At 35.1% G+C, this 19784-nt stretch carries 15 protein-coding genes; 3 read left to right on the top strand and 12 right to left on the bottom strand.

What is annotated here, in order from left to right:
• Positions 1-33: 33 nt before the first annotated feature.
• Positions 34-1239, bottom strand: a complete 1206-nt coding sequence (locus tag ES674_RS11055) for a CHRD domain-containing protein (RefSeq protein WP_148404087.1) — start codon at positions 1237-1239, stop codon at positions 34-36.
• 103 nt (positions 1240-1342) lie between these two features.
• On the opposite strand from ES674_RS11055, the gene ES674_RS11050 reads away from it, so the two are divergent.
• Positions 1343-2017 carry an SIR2 family NAD-dependent protein deacylase gene (locus ES674_RS11050; protein WP_148404086.1) on the top strand — a complete coding sequence of 225 codons (675 nt, stop codon included), beginning with the start codon at positions 1343-1345 and terminating at the stop codon, positions 2015-2017.
• Between the two features lie 7 nt (positions 2018-2024).
• Here ES674_RS11050 and ES674_RS11045 read toward each other — a convergent pair whose 3' ends face one another.
• The 5 genes from ES674_RS11045 to ES674_RS11025 form a co-directional block, all read right to left on the bottom strand.
• Positions 2025-3596 carry a serine hydrolase gene (locus tag ES674_RS11045; protein ID WP_148404085.1) on the bottom strand — a complete coding sequence of 524 codons (1572 nt, stop codon included), beginning with the start codon at positions 3594-3596 and terminating at the stop codon, positions 2025-2027.
• A 123-nt stretch (positions 3597-3719) separates the two neighbouring features.
• Complete coding sequence (locus tag ES674_RS11040) at positions 3720-5357, bottom strand: ABC-F family ATP-binding cassette domain-containing protein (protein WP_148404084.1); 1638 nt, start codon at positions 5355-5357, stop codon at positions 3720-3722.
• A 67-nt stretch (positions 5358-5424) separates the two neighbouring features.
• A complete protein-coding gene (locus ES674_RS11035) occupies positions 5425-6657 on the bottom strand; it encodes a glycosyltransferase family 4 protein (protein WP_148404083.1) in 1233 nt (410 codons plus the stop codon).
• A 15-nt stretch (positions 6658-6672) separates the two neighbouring features.
• Positions 6673-7146: a heme-binding domain-containing protein gene (locus tag ES674_RS11030; protein ID WP_148404082.1), complete on the bottom strand. Its 474-nt coding sequence runs from the start codon at positions 7144-7146 to the stop codon at positions 6673-6675.
• Positions 7147-7169: 23 nt separating this feature from the next.
• Positions 7170-8150, bottom strand: coding sequence for a DUF1028 domain-containing protein (locus tag ES674_RS11025; protein ID WP_148404081.1), 981 nt, complete (start codon positions 8148-8150; stop codon positions 7170-7172).
• Positions 8151-8275: 125 nt separating this feature from the next.
• On the opposite strand from ES674_RS11025, the gene purB reads away from it, so the two are divergent.
• Positions 8276-9619, top strand: coding sequence for an adenylosuccinate lyase (purB, locus tag ES674_RS11020; RefSeq protein WP_148404080.1), 1344 nt, complete (start codon positions 8276-8278; stop codon positions 9617-9619).
• Between the two features lie 244 nt (positions 9620-9863).
• On the opposite strand, the gene ES674_RS11015 is transcribed toward purB, so the two are convergent.
• The 4 genes from ES674_RS11015 to ES674_RS11000 form a co-directional block, all read right to left on the bottom strand.
• Positions 9864-10409 (bottom strand): DUF4252 domain-containing protein, encoded by a 546-nt coding sequence (locus tag ES674_RS11015; protein ID WP_148404079.1) that lies wholly within the window; start codon positions 10407-10409, stop codon positions 9864-9866.
• Positions 10410-10417: 8 nt separating this feature from the next.
• The gene (locus tag ES674_RS11010; RefSeq protein ID WP_148404078.1) at positions 10418-10984 is read right to left on the bottom strand and encodes a DUF4252 domain-containing protein; all 567 of its coding nucleotides are present in this window, start codon (positions 10982-10984) and stop codon (positions 10418-10420) included.
• A gap of 93 nt (positions 10985-11077) precedes the next feature.
• Complete coding sequence (locus ES674_RS11005) at positions 11078-11560, bottom strand: hypothetical protein (protein WP_148404077.1); 483 nt, start codon at positions 11558-11560, stop codon at positions 11078-11080.
• Positions 11547-12056 carry an RNA polymerase sigma factor gene (locus ES674_RS11000; RefSeq protein WP_148404076.1) on the bottom strand — a complete coding sequence of 170 codons (510 nt, stop codon included), beginning with the start codon at positions 12054-12056 and terminating at the stop codon, positions 11547-11549. The genes ES674_RS11005 and ES674_RS11000 overlap by 14 nt, the downstream gene beginning before the upstream one ends.
• Before the next feature lie 143 nt (positions 12057-12199).
• Here ES674_RS11000 and ES674_RS10995 point away from each other — a divergent pair, with 143 nt between their 5' ends.
• Entirely contained in the window at positions 12200-13615 is a 1416-nt protein-coding gene (locus ES674_RS10995) for a S41 family peptidase (RefSeq protein WP_148404075.1), read from the top strand.
• Positions 13616-13681: 66 nt separating this feature from the next.
• Here the strand turns inward: ES674_RS10995 and ES674_RS10990 are convergent, their stop codons facing one another.
• Positions 13682-16378, bottom strand: a complete 2697-nt coding sequence (locus ES674_RS10990) for a T9SS type A sorting domain-containing protein (RefSeq protein ID WP_148404074.1) — start codon at positions 16376-16378, stop codon at positions 13682-13684.
• 249 nt (positions 16379-16627) lie between these two features.
• Positions 16628-19483 (bottom strand): T9SS type A sorting domain-containing protein, encoded by a 2856-nt coding sequence (locus ES674_RS10985; protein WP_148404073.1) that lies wholly within the window; start codon positions 19481-19483, stop codon positions 16628-16630.
• Between the last annotated feature and the right edge of the window lie 301 nt (positions 19484-19784).

Genomic DNA, 19784 nt, shown 5'->3' with positions numbered 1-19784 from the left:
CATCAGGTTTTATATGTTGAAATTTATTTGTTTTTAATTTGGTGCGTTTATTCCAATATTTCCTTGCGCAATGATGGTTCCTAAATTTGTAGCACTTTCATGAACGTTAATGTAGCCGTTTATTAAAATTACGTCATCATATCCAAAAGCTGTGGCATCATCTAATTGAATCACGTTAGTCTGACTGATACCCGTTTCACCTATTACTGGATTAAACGTAAATAAAATAGCGCCTGTTGTTTCAAAATCATTGGCATGAATATGTGCCGGATGGGAATCGCCTATAATAGTATTTTCAATTTCTAAAACAGCTAAAGCATCACCACTTTCGCGCTTATAAAAGGTTGCTTTGCCTTGAATACCTGGTGTATCTACTTCATTTAAATCATACTCAACAAATTCACCCGTTAGGGCATTGATACCTAAATCTCCTTGAGCAATAATGGTTCCTAAATCGGTTGAACTTAAATGGACATTTACATACCCATCAAAATCCATGACGTCTGCGTATAAAAACGACGTTCCATCATCTAAAACAGAAATATTAGTTCTACTAATTCCTGTATCGCCGTCAATTTCATTAAATGTTAATGCAATGGCACCACTTTGTAAAGCCGTGTTTATGTGAATATGTGCCGGATGAAGCGTTCCTGGAATCGTATTGGTTAGCTCTATACGGGCTAATGCTTCCCCGTTTTTACGCTCCTCAAATTTAACCGATCCGCTAATTCCATCCACATCACGTGTATTTAGACTATACGTTTTTGAATTACCTATTAATTCATTCTGACCAATATCTCCTTGAGCCAAAAGCGTTGCTGGATTGCTAGAATCCAATCTAACATCTATATAGCCATCAAAAGATAATAAATCTTCATAGGTAACATATGTACCATTATCAAAAGTTGTAAAGGTGGTTGTACTTCTACCTGTTGTGCCATTTATAGCTGTTAAACTTATGGCAGTGACACCACCTTCAGCTGCCGTATTTAAACGTAAACTAGCGGGATTGCTTTGACCTGGCAATGTTCCTGATAATTTGATATTAACCGTTATGGAAGCATCTTCATTTTTTATAATTCGGGCATCACCAATAACACTTGGATCGGTAACGGGATTTAAAGTATAGGTTGTTGAAATTAAACTGGTTTCTAACCGTGTTATATTGTCATCACTAGAACAATTTGTCATTATTAAAAATGAACAAATTATGGTGAATACTAAAATGGACTGCTTCATAATATGTTTTATATCTGCTATAAATTTACAATTTAAACTAGTATCTGAAAACGTAAATCCATTTAATATGTTATTCAGTCACTATTTCATATTTTTATGCTCTATGAAACATTTAGTAGTTTTAACTGGAGCCGGCATGAGTGCCGAAAGCGGTATCAATACATTTCGCGATGCTGGTGGTTTATGGGAAGGTCATGATGTTATGGAAGTGGCATCACCACAAGGTTTTCGAGTGAATCCAGAATTGGTTTTAGACTTTTATAATCAGCGCCGAAAACAATTATTAAGCGTAAAACCCAATCAAGCACATATAGATTTGGCCAATTTGGAACGTGATTATAAGATTACCATCATTACACAAAATGTGGATGATTTACACGAACGTGCCGGAAGTAAAAACGTCATTCATTTGCATGGCGAATTACTAAAAGCACGAAGTAGCTTCAATGAAGACGCAATTATAGCGTGTAAAACCGATATTAATTTTGGTGATGTGTGTCAAGACGGTTATCAAATGCGCCCACATATTGTATGGTTTGGTGAAGCCGTTCCCATGATGGAAGATGCCATAGAAATTTGTACAACAGCTGATATTTTAGTTATTATTGGTACCAGCATGCAAGTCTATCCGGCTGCAAGCCTTATGGATTATGTGCCAAATAAAACACCAATCTATTTTATTGATCCGAAGCCTGCCATTGGTAATCAAAAAAACACAACCGTAATCCAAGAAAATGCCACGGTAGGCGTTAGAAAGTTGTTTAAAAACTTCTTATAGGCAAAACTTAATCGATTCGCTTTAAATTCAAATCCTGAAAATCAAAACTAAAATCGATTTCTGGCGAAATACCTTTCATTGTAAATCCATTAGTTTTTCCGTTTTCATCTATACTAAACATAACAAAAGCGTCTGCATTCATATCTTGATAATCCCATTTAACGGCGAAAGTTTCATCTTTAAAAAACTGTATAGGTCCCGACAGCAATGGCGATCGTAGACTTTTTATCCACATTTGTTTGCCTTTCATAAAAATCTCCATTTTTCCAAACCAAACATCTTCATACATACCGATATAATTAGCTGTTTTTATTTTAGTTTTCTTATTATTTGCAACGGTATCCCAAACTTTTTTAACGGCATCCTCTGCCCCACTTTGTTTAGATGCCATATGCTCCGCGTATTTGTCAATCCATTTAAAATCGTCAAGACCTAAATACATGTCAACAATGGTTTTAGAAACGGATGAAAACACACCGGCACCATCATTACTGGTATTGGTTAAAATTACGATTCCTAAATCTAAATCGGGAATCATGAGTGTTTCAGACAACATACCTGGCAAACCACCTGTATGCTCCACTAGCATATTTCCTTTAACATCGGATAGGAACCAACCTAAACCGTAACCCGCAAAATGACTGTTGTAACGCGGACTAGAATTGGCATCTGTTACCGTATGAATTTTCCACATTTCATAATGGTTCTCCTTTGAAAATAATTCCGTTTTAAGAGAATCTCCATATTTACCTTCATTTAGCTGAACCAACAACCATTGCGATAAATCGTTGACATTAGAGAATATGCCCCCAGCTGCGCCATTAATCATGTCTTCAAAGGTATCAATTACACGCATATCGCCCGTTTCTGTAGAATGTGAGGCGGACAAATTACTGGTATCTATAATTTCGGATAAAGAGGTATGGGAATTATCCATTCCTAAAGGTTTAAAAATGCGTGAAGCAATAAAAGCTTCCCAAGTCATGCCACTTTTTCTAGCAATCAATTCACCAGCCACTAGATATAATAAATTATCATAATCCCATTTAGTACGAAATGCCGATTCTGGTTTTAAATGTTTAAAATTGGCTAAAACATCGGCAATCGTAAAATCTGAACCTTGCGGAAATAACATTAAATCGCCAGCACCTAGGCCTAAACCACTTCTATGCGTGAGTAAATCAATGATGTTGAAATTCTCTTCCACATAGTCATTATACATGGTGAATTCTGGAATATGTGTTTTTACTTTATCGTCCCAATTAATTTTGCCTTCTTCCACCAACATCGCCAAAGCAACAGTTGTAAAGGCCTTACTATTGGAGGCGATAGCAAAATTCGTATTAATATCAACTGGTTCTTTAGAATCCATGGACTTTACGCCATAGCCTTTTTCAAAAAGAATCTTGCCGTCTTTTACCACAGCAATAGCGCAACCTGCCACGTTGAATTTACTCATGGCTAACGTAACAACAGAGTCAATTTGTTTTGGAGAAACTTGATTTTGGGCTTGAACTTGAAAAGTAGATGCCACCAGGAATAACAGTAAATAGAATTTACAGATAGTCGCGTTTTTCATGAGATAGAAATAAGAATATTTTAAGCGTATCTAAAGTAATTATTTCTAAAAGAAATTCCTATTTCGTATTCATAAAATAGCGAAATAGGAATTAGATTTATAAAAGGAAAATAGGGAAATGGATTATTTCTTTAAATCGATTTGCTTCAGGTTTTCCATACGGTTACGGATTAAGAAATCATCAATGGTTTCAAAATGCTCAATAACGCGTTGGTCTTTAAATTCGAATACCTTTTGTGATAAACCTTGAAGGAAATCACGATCGTGAGACACTAAAATTAGCGTGCCATCAAAATCTAAAAGTGCTTCTTTTAAAACGTCCTTACTTTTTAAATCCAAGTGGTTTGTTGGCTCATCCAGAATCAGCAAATTCACCGGTTCTAATAGCAACTTAACCATAGCTAAGCGCGTTTTTTCACCACCAGATAAGACACTTACTTTTTTGTCAATATCGTCACCTTTAAACATAAAGCTGCCAAGAATGTTTTTTATTTGGGTACGCACATCTCCTTTGGCAACTTCATCAACGGTTTGAAAAATAGTTAAATCTTCATCTAATAAAGACGCTTGGTTTTGCGCAAAATAACCTACTTTCACATTGTGGCCTAAAGTACATTGACCTTCCACATCTATTTCGCCCATAATAGCTTTAATCATAGTTGATTTCCCTTCACCATTTCGTCCAACAAATGATACTTTTTCACCTCTTGAAATAGACATGTTGGCATTTTTAAATACTACTAGGTCGCCATAAGACTTCGACAAATCTTTAATAGTTACGGGATAATCACCTGAACGTTGCGCTGCTGGAAAACGTAATTTTAAAGCTGACGTATCAATATCATCCACTTCAATAATCTCCAATTTCTCTAGCATGCGTTCACGAGAATTCACCTGATTCGTTTTAGAAAACGTGCCTTTAAAACGATCAATAAAGACCATATTATCAGCAATAAAACGCTGTTGCTCCTTAAACGCCTTAATTTGATGAAGTCGGCGATCTTCACGAAGCTGTAAATAGTGTGAATAATTGGCTTTGTAATCGTAAATACGACCCATAGTCACTTCAATCGTGCGATTGGTAATATTATCAATAAAAGCCTTATCATGCGAAATAACCATGACCGCATTGGCTTTATTCAACAAAAAATCTTCCAACCAAATAACCGATTCTATATCAATATGGTTAGTTGGCTCATCCAATAAAATTAAATCTGGTTTTTGAAGCAGCATTTTAGCTAATTCAATACGCATACGGTATCCACCACTAAACTCGCTAGTTTGTCTGGTAAAATCTGATCGTTTAAAACCCAAACCACCCAAGGCTTTTTCAACTTCAGCATCATAATTAACATCGTCTAAAGCGTAATATTTTTCACCTAAATCTGAAACTTTGGTGATGATATTCATATATTCTTCAGACTCGTAATCAGTGCGAGTTTCCAACGCTTTATTAAGCGCCTCCATTTCATCACGCATTTCAAAAATATGAGCGAATGCTTTAGAGGCTTCATCAAAAACCGTACAATTATCTTCCGTTAGTAAATGTTGTGGCAAGTAAGCAATGACGGCATCTTTGGGGAAACGGACATTTCCGCGGGTTCCCTTCTGTTCACCCGCAACAATTTTCATCATAGTGGATTTTCCAGCGCCATTTTTACCCATTAAGGCAATTTTGTCGTTTTCATTAATGGTAAAAGACACATCGCTGAATAAGGTATGTCCGCTAAATTCTACTGCTAAATTATCTACTGAAATCATGAGGTCATTTTTAAAGCTGCAAAGCTATGAAAAAGCACGTGGATTTTGAGAAATAATACGAAACGGCTTATTTATTTTTTAGTTCTATCCACTTACTCATAAATTTGGTGCTTTGAAGCGACTGATGCTGCAACATCTGACCTGTGAAGTTATTATGTCTGTGCGTTTCTAAATCCAATAAAACACTATTAATAGCGCTTATGAAATGCGTTTCAAACAATGCTTTATTAAACCGTTTATTGATGATATAATAGCCATTTTCCTGTTTAGATTTCCAAATAGATGCATCTGTATAAAGTGACACTGCATTTTCAATGAATTCTTTTGAATCATCTGAAATAAAACCATTCGGTTCTAAATTACTGAATAAACCTTCAGCTGCAATGGTACTCATAACGCATGGTGTTCCATTTTGCATAGCATCAATCAACTTCCCTTTTAAACCAGCTCCATATTGCAAAGGTGCTAAACAAATACGCGCCTGCTGCATCACTTCATGAACATGTTCTGCAGAACCCTTCACTAAAAAACCATCTTGCTTTTTGTGTAATTGAAGCACTTTTTGACTGGTATACGCACCATAAATATGAAGTTCGGCTTGCGGGAGGCGTTTTCTAATTTGAGGCCAAATCACTTCTTTTAAATATAATACCAACTGATAATTGGGTTTATGAAAGAAATTTCCAATAGTAATAAAATTTGCTCTGAAATTAAATTCAGGTAGTGTTGCACTATTTTCTTCGGAAATAGGCTCTAATAAAAACGGTAGATAGTATATTAATGCATGTTCTACTTTAAAATAGTTTTGAAGCAAATCAATTTCTGCTTCAGAAATTATAAGGCTTAAATCGCATCTGTAAATACTCGCAATTTCACGTTTAGACGTATCATTTATAAGATACTTTTTATAATCAGAATCCGAAGCTTTAAAAGCCAACTCACGTGCTTTCCGTAATCCGTGAAGATCTTCAGTGTCTAATAAACGTAAGGCATTTGGACAATTTTCAGAAACTCGCCAACCAAATTGTTCTTCTGTTAGAAAGCGATCAAATAATACAATTTCTGGATTTTCAGAAATTATAAAATCATCAAAAGAAGCATCATTTAAAGTGATGGCCACTTCTGCAATTCCCAAGGTTGATAAATCAAAGGCATTCTCTGTTTTAGATGTCGTCGTAGCAAAGGTGATTTGGTAATTTTCAGATAAAAATAGATTCATTAATTGCAACATACGTGTTCCTGCTGCCGAACTTTTGGGTTCTGGCCATACGCAACCAATGATGACTAGTTTTTTTATCATTTCGGAAAGAATTACTTATTCGCCTTTTGGCTTTAAGCCATAAATAATACGCATTTTTTTTGACCACTCAATTACGCTGGCTATTTGTGTGTCTGTTAAATTAGCTTCATTGTGTGTCAAGATATAGGAATCTAATGGCATTTCTCTACTTTCAACCGTTTCTATTAATTCTTTAAATTTATGGTCTTTCTGTTTTACTGAATACTCACTCCAAATGGACACATTAAAGTCCTCTTTACCTTCATTAACATGGTCAGCCAACCAATAATTAACAGGAGTAATTTTAGAATACCAAGGATATTTGGTGTAGTTACTATGACAATCAAAACAGCTTTCTTTTAAAATAGCAACCACGGCCTCCGGTGGATTGGTTGAAAGTAAAAAGGGTTCAACAGAAGCTAAAGTTCCATCGTTTTTTTTAGGGCCAAAAAATTGAGCTATAAGAAATACGACTAATAAAAACAGTATGATTTTTTTTAATATTTTCATAGGTATGATTTTATTTTGAAAAATTAAAGTTTAAGAACCATCTGTAAATCTCCTTCAGAAATAGTTAGCATATTGACTTTAACCAATCGTTGTGTTAATATTTTCCAGTTAGAATCGGCTTTAAAAACGCGTTTTAAAATAGGTATTGCTTTATCAATATCCTTATTGGTTAATAAATTGATAGCATACCAATATTGCATTTCTAAATTATCTGGAAAAAGCTGTTGTGCCGATAAATAGTAGCCTTCGGCGGCGATTGAATTACCTTCTTCCATAGCTATATCACCTTTACTCATAAAATCATAGGCCCGATGAATTGTCATTAATCGTTCCAATTCAGCTATAGGGTTTTCGTTATCTTCAATACGCAAGTCCATCACGGTATCTTCCCATTTATTTCCTGAAGCTTCATGTTTTACAATTAGAATAGCGGCAGATTGCTTGCCACGAATATCTCCTTTTTCAGCTTCTGCAGCTTTCATAGCAGCCAAAATACGAACACTTAATGTGCCTTTCGTTGTTTCAAACGCTTTTGCCATAGCATCCCAAACGGTATTTTTCAACATCATATTAGCTTGAACTGAAAAGTTTTTACCAATATAATGACCCGCTTCATCAATACAAGAACTTCCGGTATGTGTTGCTACATCACCATTTTTATTTAAAAAAGCTACTTGTCGGAAAACCGAGCCGCCATCTTCATCTAGAAGTTTATTTAAAGCATCTTGTGGCAGCATTCCTTGTTTCATTAACTCCAGGCCTTTGGGTCCATAAGTAGGATCTACCATGGCTTGAGTGGCAACAACGCCAACGCCAGCTTCTCCATAAATAGCAAGACTGCCAACGCTGAACCAATGCGATTGAACGGCAACGCCCATTTCCCCTGTTACCGAATCTCGTGCAACAATGGAATAGGTATGTGTAAACGGTTCAGACTTTTTATAAAATTGCGAAAAACTCATTTGGAAAACTAAAAATAAACTGATGGATAAAAGATGTTTCATAAGTACCATATTAACCTTGACAAGATACGTTAAATCACTTAAAAAATGGAAAAACTTAACCTATTAGGTTTCAAATTTTTACTTAAAAAGCGTATCTTCGCAACTTTTAAAACACAACAACAATCATGTCTATATCATCCTTAAATGCTATCTCTCCTATTGATGGTCGTTATCGTAGTAAAGTTGAAAAATTAGCGCCTTATTTTTCTGAAGAAGCTTTAATAAAATATCGCGTTCAAGTAGAAATTGAATATTTTATTGCCTTATGCGAAATTCCGCTGCCGCAATTAGCTGATTTCAACTTCAATTTATTTGATGATTTACGCGCTATTTATAAAAGCTTCTCATCTAAAGATGCTTCTGCAATCAAAGAAATTGAAAAAGTAACGAATCATGATGTCAAAGCCGTTGAATATTTTATTAAGGATAAATTCGATGCATTAAATATCTCTAAATTTAAGGAATTTATTCACTTCGGATTAACCTCTCAAGACATAAACAACACCTCTATACCATTGAGTATTAAGGAAGCACTTAATGATGTTTATGTTCCTGAATATTTTGAAGTTTTAAACAAATTAAAAACACTTACGGAAGACTGGAAATCCATTTCTATGTTAGCTAGAACGCACGGACAACCGGCATCTCCTACCCGATTAGGAAAAGAAATCCAGGTATTTGTTACGCGTTTGGAAGCCCAATTTGATTTATTAAATGATATTCCAAGTGCCGCTAAATTTGGTGGTGCTACCGGAAACTTTAATGCGCATCATGTAGCTTATCCACAAATAGACTGGAAAGCTTTTGGCGGTAAATTTGTTCAAGAAAAACTAGGATTACACCACTCTTTCCCGACAACTCAAATTGAGCATTATGATCATATGGCGGCTTTATTTGATAATTTAAAACGTATTAATACTATAATTATCGATTTAAATCGGGATATCTGGACCTATGTATCCATGGATTATTTCAAACAACGTATTAAAGAAGGTGAAGTTGGTAGTTCAGCTATGCCGCATAAAGTAAATCCTATTGATTTTGAAAACAGCGAAGGAAATTTAGGAATGGCTAATGCTATTTTTGAGCACTTATCTGCCAAACTTCCTATATCTAGATTGCAACGTGATTTAACAGATAGCACGGTTTTACGTAATGTAGGTGTTCCTTTTGGCCACACGCTTATTGCTTTTAAATCCACTGTAAAAGGTTTAAATAAACTTTTATTGAATGAAAGTAAATTTGCAGAAGATTTAGAGAATAATTGGGCGGTTGTAGCGGAAGCTATTCAAACTATTTTACGTCGTGAAGGCTATCCAAATCCGTATGAAGCTTTAAAAGGTTTAACCCGTACCAATGCTAAAATTAATCAGCAATCCATTTCTAACTTTATTGACACTTTAGAGATTTCAGATGCTATTAAAAACGAATTAAAAGCTATTACTCCAAGTAATTATACCGGAATTTAAAATATGCTAACAGATAAACAATCGTTAATTCTCTGCGGTGTTGTTTGTATGAGTTTTTCTGTAGCAGGCATATTTGGAATTTTGAGTAATTTATTTGTGTTGGCATCATCCTTATTTTATTTGGTATCGTTGTCATTAATATCTATAAAACACTGATTAAAAATCATAAGAAGAAATTAGAAAATCTTTCTAAATGAAAAAAGGCAGCCTAAATAGGTTGCCTTTTTTTATATAATCTATGAGATTATTTAAAGAAATCCACAATACTTTTTAACTGAGAGGTATCATCAAATTTGGCATTCTGCATGACACTCGCCAAAGTAGCCATTTGTTCCGGTCGCATATCGTTACCTAGTATTCTAACTATACCAAAGCCCATTTCTTTTGAACTACCAAATACAATAACTTCATCTGCGCTTTCATCATCACCTAAATATTTGATTATAAATTTATTTCCGCTGTCACTAAACTCCATTAGCTCCGTATATTTTACATCACTTAAAATAGCTTTCACTTTGGCTAATTCCGTTGTATATGTTGCCATATTATTTTCGGTCGTTTTGTAGCCTAAAAAGTTTAAACGATTAACAGATTTGTAAGCCGTCTTTTGTTCATCGTTAAGTGTATCATCATCTAAATTAACTAAAGAAGTAGGTATATCTACAGATATGAAGTCGGCTTTTTCCTGATGATCCACAAAATAGGTTTGTAAAGATTCACGTGTATCACAACTTACTAACACCAAAGATGCTAGTAAGCTGAACATGATATATTGGATTGCTTTATTCATGTTGCTACTTATTTCTTGTTTTTGTGTTCTAAATGCTTACCGCCTGGAAGATCCATTTTCTGGGTTAATTTTGAAATTTGATTCATATCAATATCACCTGTTAAAGAAACGACTACGGTTTCAAATTCACGTTTTTGACCATTCATATTCACGTCCATATCTTTTGTAATAGCGCCTAAACCATCTACAAACATGAGGAATTCACTTACGTGGTCTGAATCACGTCCTTCTTTTACATAAAAGGTCATATTCATACCATTATCTTTTACTACCATTAATTCTTCAAGTGATGTTTTACGAGATTTTACCCATTTAGCAACATCATCAGAAATAGTTTTATTTCCTGTTGTAATCACTTTAAAACTGGTAATGCTATTTACCATTTTTATGTATTCTTGAGATTCTGGATCATCAGTATTAATATCCATTTTCGCCAACATTTGGAACATTTTAGGCTTGATGGAAACATAAGTTACATCTGGACTATCACTGTATTTAGCAAAAATATCTTGTGCTTGAGAAGCAAATGGCATCATCATTAGCGCCATAACGAACATTAGTGTGTACTTTTTCATAGTTGTTATTTTTGAGTTATTTAATTTTTTATTTATATCACCTGTCGTGATTATACTGTTTGGGTTTATATTATTTAGTGTTTTCATTATTTGTTAATTAATATTCTTAAAAATTCTATCCGTTGTATTATGCATTTCATTTAAGTAATTCACTTTAGAAATACCGTCATTCACCGAATTCAAATAGTTAACTTTTTCAAATCCTTTATTCATATGTGTGGATATCATTTCAAGCGATTTTACCACTTCGTTATAAGCCAACATAGGATCGTCATAGGTTCCTAATTCATCCTGTTGCTCAAAAGGATTACTGAAATAAAAACCTATTGAAAGCACGGCAATAGCAGCAATAGCTATCCAACGGTAATTAAAAACGGATTTTGTTTTTAAAGGAACTTCTTTTGTAAATAATTCCTGCTGGTTGGCAGAAAAGTAAGTAAACATAGGTTTATACAGTTCTAAATGTGGTGCTACATTTTCTTGAGTAAAATACTGCTTTAACTGCGCCTCTTCTTGAAGCGTTGTTTCAGCATTCTCGTATTTTTCTAGTAACTGCTCTATTTTATTTAATACCATAATTATGTGTATTATTTAATTTTTCTCTTATTGTTTTTCTAGCTCGGGATAAAGCCACGCGAACGGCCGTTTCATTCATATCCAACATTTTTGCTATTTCACTATAATCATATTGTTCAATATCTCGCAATTGTACTACCATTTTTTGCTGTTCTGGAAGCGCTTCCATTATCTTTCCAATCCAATCTAGACTATCATTGACCTCAACTTCATGTTGTAAAGAGCTATTGTGATCTTCATAATTACTATGGACAATTTTTAAATTTTGTGCTTGTTTGGATTTTAATTTATCTAAACAATAATTTTTAGTCATGGTCATGGAAAACGCTTCAATATTTTTATATTCGCTAATTTTCTCTTGATTCTTCCACAATTTCAAAATAACTTCTTGTGTTGCATCTTCGGCTTCTTCCCTAGAAACTAATAATCGTTTTGCTAAACGAAAGACTTTGTCTTTAAATGGCATGACAATATTTAAAAATTCTGTCTGGGTCATGGTTGTGGTTAATTAGTAAAAGCTGGTTTACGGCTTCTTTTATTACGACGAATGAATTTCGAATTTGTTACAAATAATTTTTATTATCTTATAAAGTAACTACTTTTAATCAGAGAAAAAGAAAAATTTAATACACTTTTACTATGAAAAATTGTTGGAACTTTTTAATTGCTATTGCCATTTCTACAGTATTGATGGGATGTTTTGAAGATTTAGATGACAACCCAACCTCAACACGAGACTTGAATGATTTTGTTTGGCGTGGTTTAAATTCCTTTTATTTATATAAAGATGTGGTTCCAGATTTAGCTAACAACCGTTTTGATGAAGGCAGTTATGAAGCATTCCTAAATAATTTCCAATCTCCCGAAGACTTGTTCGATTATTTAAAATACCAGCCACAAACGGTAGATCGGTTTAGTTGGATTACTTCTAATTATATTCAGTTAGAGCAACAACTTAATGGTACGACTATGAATAATGGTATGGATTTTGGCCTTATGCGTTACCCAAATGGCTCTAATAGTGTGTTTGGATATGTTGGTTATGTTTTACCGAATTCCAACGCCAGTGCCCAAGGGGTTTCAAGAGGTCTTATTTTTTATGGCGTGGATGGAACGGCTTTGAATACGAGCAACTTTAGTAGTTTATTAAGTAATTCAAATTACACAATAAATTTAGCAATTTACGATGACAACGGTACGCCGGAAACTTCCGATGATACAATTACTCCTAATGGACAAAGTATTACATTAAACAAATCTTCAACTACAGAAAATCCGATTTTTAAAACAGCGATTTTTAACGTGGCCAATGCGAATGTTGGCTATTTAATGTACAATGGTTTTACGCGCGATTTCGATGCGCAATTAAATACGGTTTTTGGAGATTTTTTAGCGAACAATATTCAAAATTTAGTTTTGGATTTACGCTATAATTCTGGTGGCTCTGTTAATACAGCCATTTTACTGTCGAGTATGATAGCTGGTAAAACTGGTAGTGTTTTTAGCACCGAACAATGGAATAGTGAAATTCAAACCCAATTATCTACGGAACAAATCACCAATTATTTTACCAATACGGATGGCGGTTCAGCTTTAAATATCTTGAATCTTAATAAAGTTTATATTTTAACTTCAAAACGATCAGCATCCGCTAGTGAATTAGTTATTAATTGCCTTATTCCTTATATTGATGTTGTTCATATTGGAACAGAAACTGCGGGGAAATTCCAAGCTTCCATTACGCTGTATGATGCTCCTGATTTTAAAAGAACAAATGCGAATCCAGCGCATTTATATGCTATGCAACCATTGGTTTTAAAATCTTTAAATGCTGTAGGAACTACAGATTATAGCCAAGGCTTGTTTCCAGATTTTACGCTACCTGAAAACTATTCAAATATGGGCATATTAGGAACTGAAACGGAACCATTATTAGCGGCAGCTTTGCAACTTATTTCAGATGAAGGACGTATGTCATTTCCTTCTATTAAATCTTTAGATTTAGTTGGAGACAAATCAGATTTTGTGCCGTTTTCAGTAGGGATGTATAAATAGTCGTTAGAAATTAAAAAACCCAGACATATGTCTGGGTTTTTTAATTTCTAACAACTACTTCTTTTTTTAATTCTTAATAATTCGAATAGTTTTTGTTGTATTCTCAATCGTTACTTTTACAAAGTAAGCGCCAGTTTGCAAATTAGACATATCAATATCACTTGCTGCGTTGTTAGGAACTGTGCGAAGCACCTCTTGGCCTAACATATTATAAACAGCAACATTTTGAATGTTTTGAACGCCTCTTAAAGACAAGCTATTTGTTACTGGGTTCGGGAAATATGTGAATCCAGTTAAGCCAAATTCTAGTAAGCTTAATGCTGTACACGTTACATTAGCTTCCCAACCTTCACGTAACCCACTACCATCAGATGTAAAAACAAATGTTAAACATCCTGATGGATCTGTTGATGTAATAGTCATCCCTTGCAAATCTCCTGTTCCTCCAGGAGTTGTATCATCTCTATCCCAACACCATCTTGTTCCTCCACCTGGAGGATCAATAGTTGCTGCTGTAGCATCTGGACCATCATGAATGGTTAAACCATCCCAACAATCTGTAGCACCTCGATTTTCTGTACTGAAGAATGTAAAATTCACATTTACAGTATCACCAGGAAGATCTGGGCAAATGGTTGTAGTAATATTTGAGTTATTTGAATAATCACCTGCCAAGCCTCCTTCATCATAAAAATTTCCACCACATGCTGGAGGTAAATCTGTAGTTGCAAACGTAAATGGACCAACCCATGCACTAACATCTCCACCACCACAATCTGAACGCACATAAAAATCATATGCAGTTGAAGCTGTTAAACCTGTAAAACCGTATGGTTTTGTAGCAGTATCTTCAATAGTTGGAGTTCCAGTAGCCGTAAAGCCAGTAGCTCCCCATTCAATATCCCATAAAGCTGCCGTACCGTTTTCTGTCCAATTCAAATCAGCTGAAGTAGTTGCTCTGTTAGTAACTACAATACCTGTAGGAGCTGGACAACTTGCTAGTGTGCTCACGCAGAACGTAACCTCACCTAAATCATCATTGCCCCAATCATATAGACGCAATAAATACGTGTCACCAGAGGTTAAACCGGTCACAGTTTTAGTGGTGTACAAATTATCGCAGAAAATTTCAACTAATGAACCGCAAGGCATAGTTGTATTATAAACTGCCATTTTTGTAGTTGAAAATGCTGAAGTTCCAAGCTCTACTGTTACTTGTGACCTATCAGCAGGCACTACAAATGAATACCAAATATCGCCTCCAGCGTAGTTTCCACAAGATGGATCAGCTTCTCCAGAATCTGTAGCACCTGTGTTATTGCCTGTTACTGTAGGTCCGCACACGCCCAGACCAACAGTTATAGCTTCTGCTGTAGCACAATTGGTATTACTTGGAGGACAAACTGTTTGAGTTAATACTGAACTAACTATTGTACAGTTTCCATCATTATCATCAAGAATAGTAATTACAACATTCGTAGCATTTACAAAAGGACCGAAAGTTACAGTTCCAACAGCAGTTAATGCTTGAGGAGTGCTACCTTGATCATCAGAAATTGTTAAAGCTGTTGCAGATCCCAAATCAGAAATATTTACATCTATATAAAAACCACCAGATACATCACAATCATCTACAATAACATAATTTACCGTTGCAGCTGTACAGGTGTTTTCAACAATATTTAAAGTGTATGCTGTACTTTGCGGTGATGGAAATGTGGAAATCACAAAATAATAAGTGGTTCCATTGCTTACCGTTAAATCAAAATTTCTTGCAGCAGTTGAAGAACCCGAAACTCCAGTAGCACAAGCTACACCAATATCAGCACAATCGGTATACACAAAAATACCAGACCATGTACCAGTTGGTGTCATGGATACATTAATGGACGTATCACTAATGGCCGTATAAGAATATACTACATCATCTCCACCTAAATAGCCAGACGTTGTTCCGCAATCAGAGGCCCCAGGGGATCCTGAATAATCATCTCCATAATTAGAGGTGTTATCTGTTGTACTATAAGGAAGACCTCCTATGATTATTGAATTTTCACATATTTCGCCCGGAATTGTACAACCGGTAGAATAAGTTCCTAATGTATAATCGCATAAAGCATTAGTATGCTCCACTTCTAAAGTAATAACATCACCAATTGTGTAAGGACCTGCTGTTACAGTTCCTGAAGCAATAGGAAATGAACCTCCTAAACCGTCAGTAATATTGCTACCATCACCTGCATCAGAAATTAAGACATCAATAGAAAATTGTGATGCACCACAATCATCAACTACTGTAGAACTAGCTATAGCAGTTGATACACATGGCGCCACAGGAACTATAATTACTAAAGAGGCTTCCAGTTCTTGCGCTTGAGTATCACCCCAAGCAAAAGAAGTATCTGTATCTGTCCCATCATTTGGCGAAACACCGCCATTGTTATTTAGAATGTTTCCGTAAGCTGTAGCTGAAATTAAAGTTCCATCCCATCCATCGGCATATTTATCATAACAATTTACATAATAGGTTCCAGCAGGCAGTGTAATGTTTTGGTTTATAAGACCTGGTCCATTGCCGTAAGTGCCATCACCTTGCCCCCATATTTGGGTTCCACCACCATTAATTTCGGTTGTAACATTCACCCACTTTTCGGTTGCAAAAGAGCCCCCTGATGTGGTGATATTAATAATGCTTTGCGCGTTTGTCTGCCAACAACAGACAAAAGCCAAAAACGCAAAAATTTGAAGAGTAATTTTTTTCATTTTTAAAAAGGGTTTTAGTTAATTAATTGTTAACAAGGTAATAAATTTTTTTGACTGTACAATAGAATGAAACTGTATATCAAGGGACTAAATACAATAAAACTAGAAAATAATTTTAAAATTTAAATTTAAAACTTGAATGATAACTAATGCAACAAACTAATTATTAGTTAATAATTAGTTTTTAAAACAAAAAAACCCAGACTTATAGTCTGGGTTTTCCATATAATTTAAAAACTACATCGTTTATTAGTTTTTAATAACACGAATTGTTTTTGTTGTATTACCAATCGTTACTTTAACAAAATAAGCACCTGTTTGTAAGTTAGACATATCTACCTCACTGGCAACAGCATTAGGAGCCGTACGAAGTACTTCTTGACCTAACATGTTGTAAACAGACACATTACTGATGTTGTTCTGTGCTTTAACATTTAACACATTTGAAACTGGATTCGGGTAATACGTAAACGCATTTGGCGAATCAAACTCATCAGTTGTCATTGTAGCACCACATGCTACATCAAAATCTAATGAAGTCTCATCTCCACTAGCACAAGAGTTTGAGACATCAGAAGTTAACTCCATAAATATCATATTACCAGTAGATACAAAGGTTAAACCTGTTAGATCACCACCACTTACATCTGAATCAAACAATACAGCACCTGTATTATCACCTCCATCATAAATGACTAGATCATCATAAGTTCCGCCAGAGAAATTCTCCTCAAGCGTTCCTTGATTGAACGTTATAGATAATGTTCTTGTAAGATCTGATGATGTATATAAAAATATAGCATCTTCATACTCATCATAACAATATGTTTGATTTAAAGCAGTTCCAGAACAATCTACTGTTTCAACTACAGAAGAAGGGCAATCGTCAGAGAAATTCCCTAAACTAAAGTCGCAATCACCATCTGTATGAACCACATCCAATGTTACTGTTGTTCCAACAGCATAAGGACCAGCTGATACTGTTCCTGCTATAACTGGGAAAGAACCTCCTAAGCCATCACTAATAACTGTACCTGCATCACCTGCATTTGAAAAAACAACATCTACTGTAAATAAAGAGTTTGCACAATCTTCAACAACTGTTGAACTATCAACTACAGCAGCTGTACATAAAGGTGGTGCTACACAAGACACATCTAATGTATATGCACCAGCATTTGTACTAAATCCATGAACTAAAATATAATACTCCGTGCCTACAGTTGCAGCAAAAGTATATAAGGACGTGTTTCCAGTTCCTCCATCATCATTTCCTCCAACACAGGTTAAAGCACCACAAACACCTTCAAATACACGAATTTTAGTGTCAAAAGTGGATAAACTTAAATCTAATGTTACTTCATCACCAACAGTTCCAACTGCTGCACCAGCGTCGTTAGAGTTAGCTCCTGTAAAAGTGTACCAAACAGCTCCAGCAGTACCTGCAGAAGTTGTACAAGTTCCAGGATCCGGAGATTCAGGACTTGCTGATGTTGTATTTCCTGTATATTGACCAGCGCATGCAATAGTAATTGCTCCTGAACATTCATCATTAGCTGGAGGTGGTGGTGTTAAAGCAGCACATAGACTAAAATTAACACCCGTTGTGGTTGATGTACTTCTTACATTGATATAATAAGTGGTTCCCGCAGTTAAGGCAAAACTACCAGATGAAGTATTACAAGCTGTACCCACTTGAGTAATAGCACCACAGGCGCCTTCAAAAACAGAAACATAGGTGCTTGAAAAACCAAAATCTTGGATTTCAGTTACAGAAATATCATAAGAATTTGTTTCAGATGGTTCGAATGTATACCATACATCCTTATTAGTCGTTGAGCAATCTGCTTCTGACGATGCCGTAGCTGAAACAGTTGTACCACTTACTGCATTATCGCAGGTACCAACTGTAGATTCATTTAATACTAAAGCTCCTGCGCAATCATCATTTGCTGGCGGTGCTGGTGGAGTTCCCACACAGATATCAAACGTTGATGTTGCTCCTGCACTAGACGAATATGAATTTACTCTAACTAAATAAGTATCTCCAATAACTAAACCAGAAGTAAGACTTGAGTCAGCATCACTACATTTTAAATTAGTTAAAGCTCCACAAGATCCAGACCATAATGAATGATATAAATCAGTTGGAGTACCAGTCTTGTTTATTAAACTAACATTATGACTAGTAGCTGTTGCAACGAATGAATACCAAACATCATCATTTTCTGTACCAAAACAAGCTGTCTCATTTTCTCCTGATGCTGTTGCACCTACAAGTGTACCTGATGTTACAGCTGCACAAGCGAAATCAGCATTTACTGTAAGTGAATCCGGATTAGCACAAGTATTATTTGATGGAGGACAAATTGCTTGAGTAATTGCTGCTTTTATTACCGTACATGTGTCATCATCATTATCATCATTAATAGTAATTACTACATTAACACCATTTACATAAGGTCCAAATTGTAATGTTCCAGCAACTGTTAAAGGTTGTGGTAAATTTCCTTGATCATCTGAAACCGTTAAAGCAGTTGCAGATCCTAAATCAGTTATAGCTACTTTAACGTAAAAACCACCACTTACACCACAATCACTTACAGTTGAAACTGTTGAAGTGGATGCCGTACATGTTGGAGCAGCATTTACAACACTGGTTAAAGTAAATGCAGTTGAACTTTCAGCCCACTCTGTCAATACAATATAATAGGTTGTTCCAGCTGTAAGAGCTGGAGATGTAACTGCAAGGTCTGTAGTAACAGAAGTATTCACATCCGAAGCAATACATGTAGGTGTTGATCCTGGACATGCGTCTAGAATAAATAAGCCATACCAAGTAACCGTTAAATCAGTTACGGTAAGATCTAAAGTTTCACCCGTCTCTACTGCAGTATATTGAAACCAATATTCATTATCATTATAATTGGCGCTACAAGGGTTAGTTGGCGCGGTATTGGCATCCGGGAAACTTCCTCCAATAGTGGTTATACCAGCCTGTGGTGTTCCTGGTGTTAATGCTAATGCGGTTCCACAATCAGTTTGGGAAAACCCAAAAGTTATGAAGCACATTGCGAAAATGGTTAATAGTAAATTTTTTTTCATTTTTTAAATTGGTTTTAAAGTTAATAGTGTCTCAATATATTACAATTAAAAAGTTAATACCATATAGATGAGATTGTAATCGATGAACAGCAAATAAAATCGTTAAAATAACGTTAAAATTTAAGTCTTTATTTAATTATTTCTTAAATTCTTAACGTATGCGCAGGCTTAATCTTTAATTTTTATTAATCCTTTTAATTATCAGTAAAAAAGATGGTGATTTATAATATCACTTTTTAGATTTCAAATTGATAAGACTAAAAATATGCAGTCTTAAGAAACTCGAAAAATGAACCGTTTC

Source organism: Bizionia myxarmorum, from assembly GCF_008086205.1.
Classification (GTDB): domain Bacteria; phylum Bacteroidota; class Bacteroidia; order Flavobacteriales; family Flavobacteriaceae; genus Algorimicrobium; species Algorimicrobium myxarmorum.
This window is presented reverse-complemented; position numbering and strand designations above follow the sequence as displayed.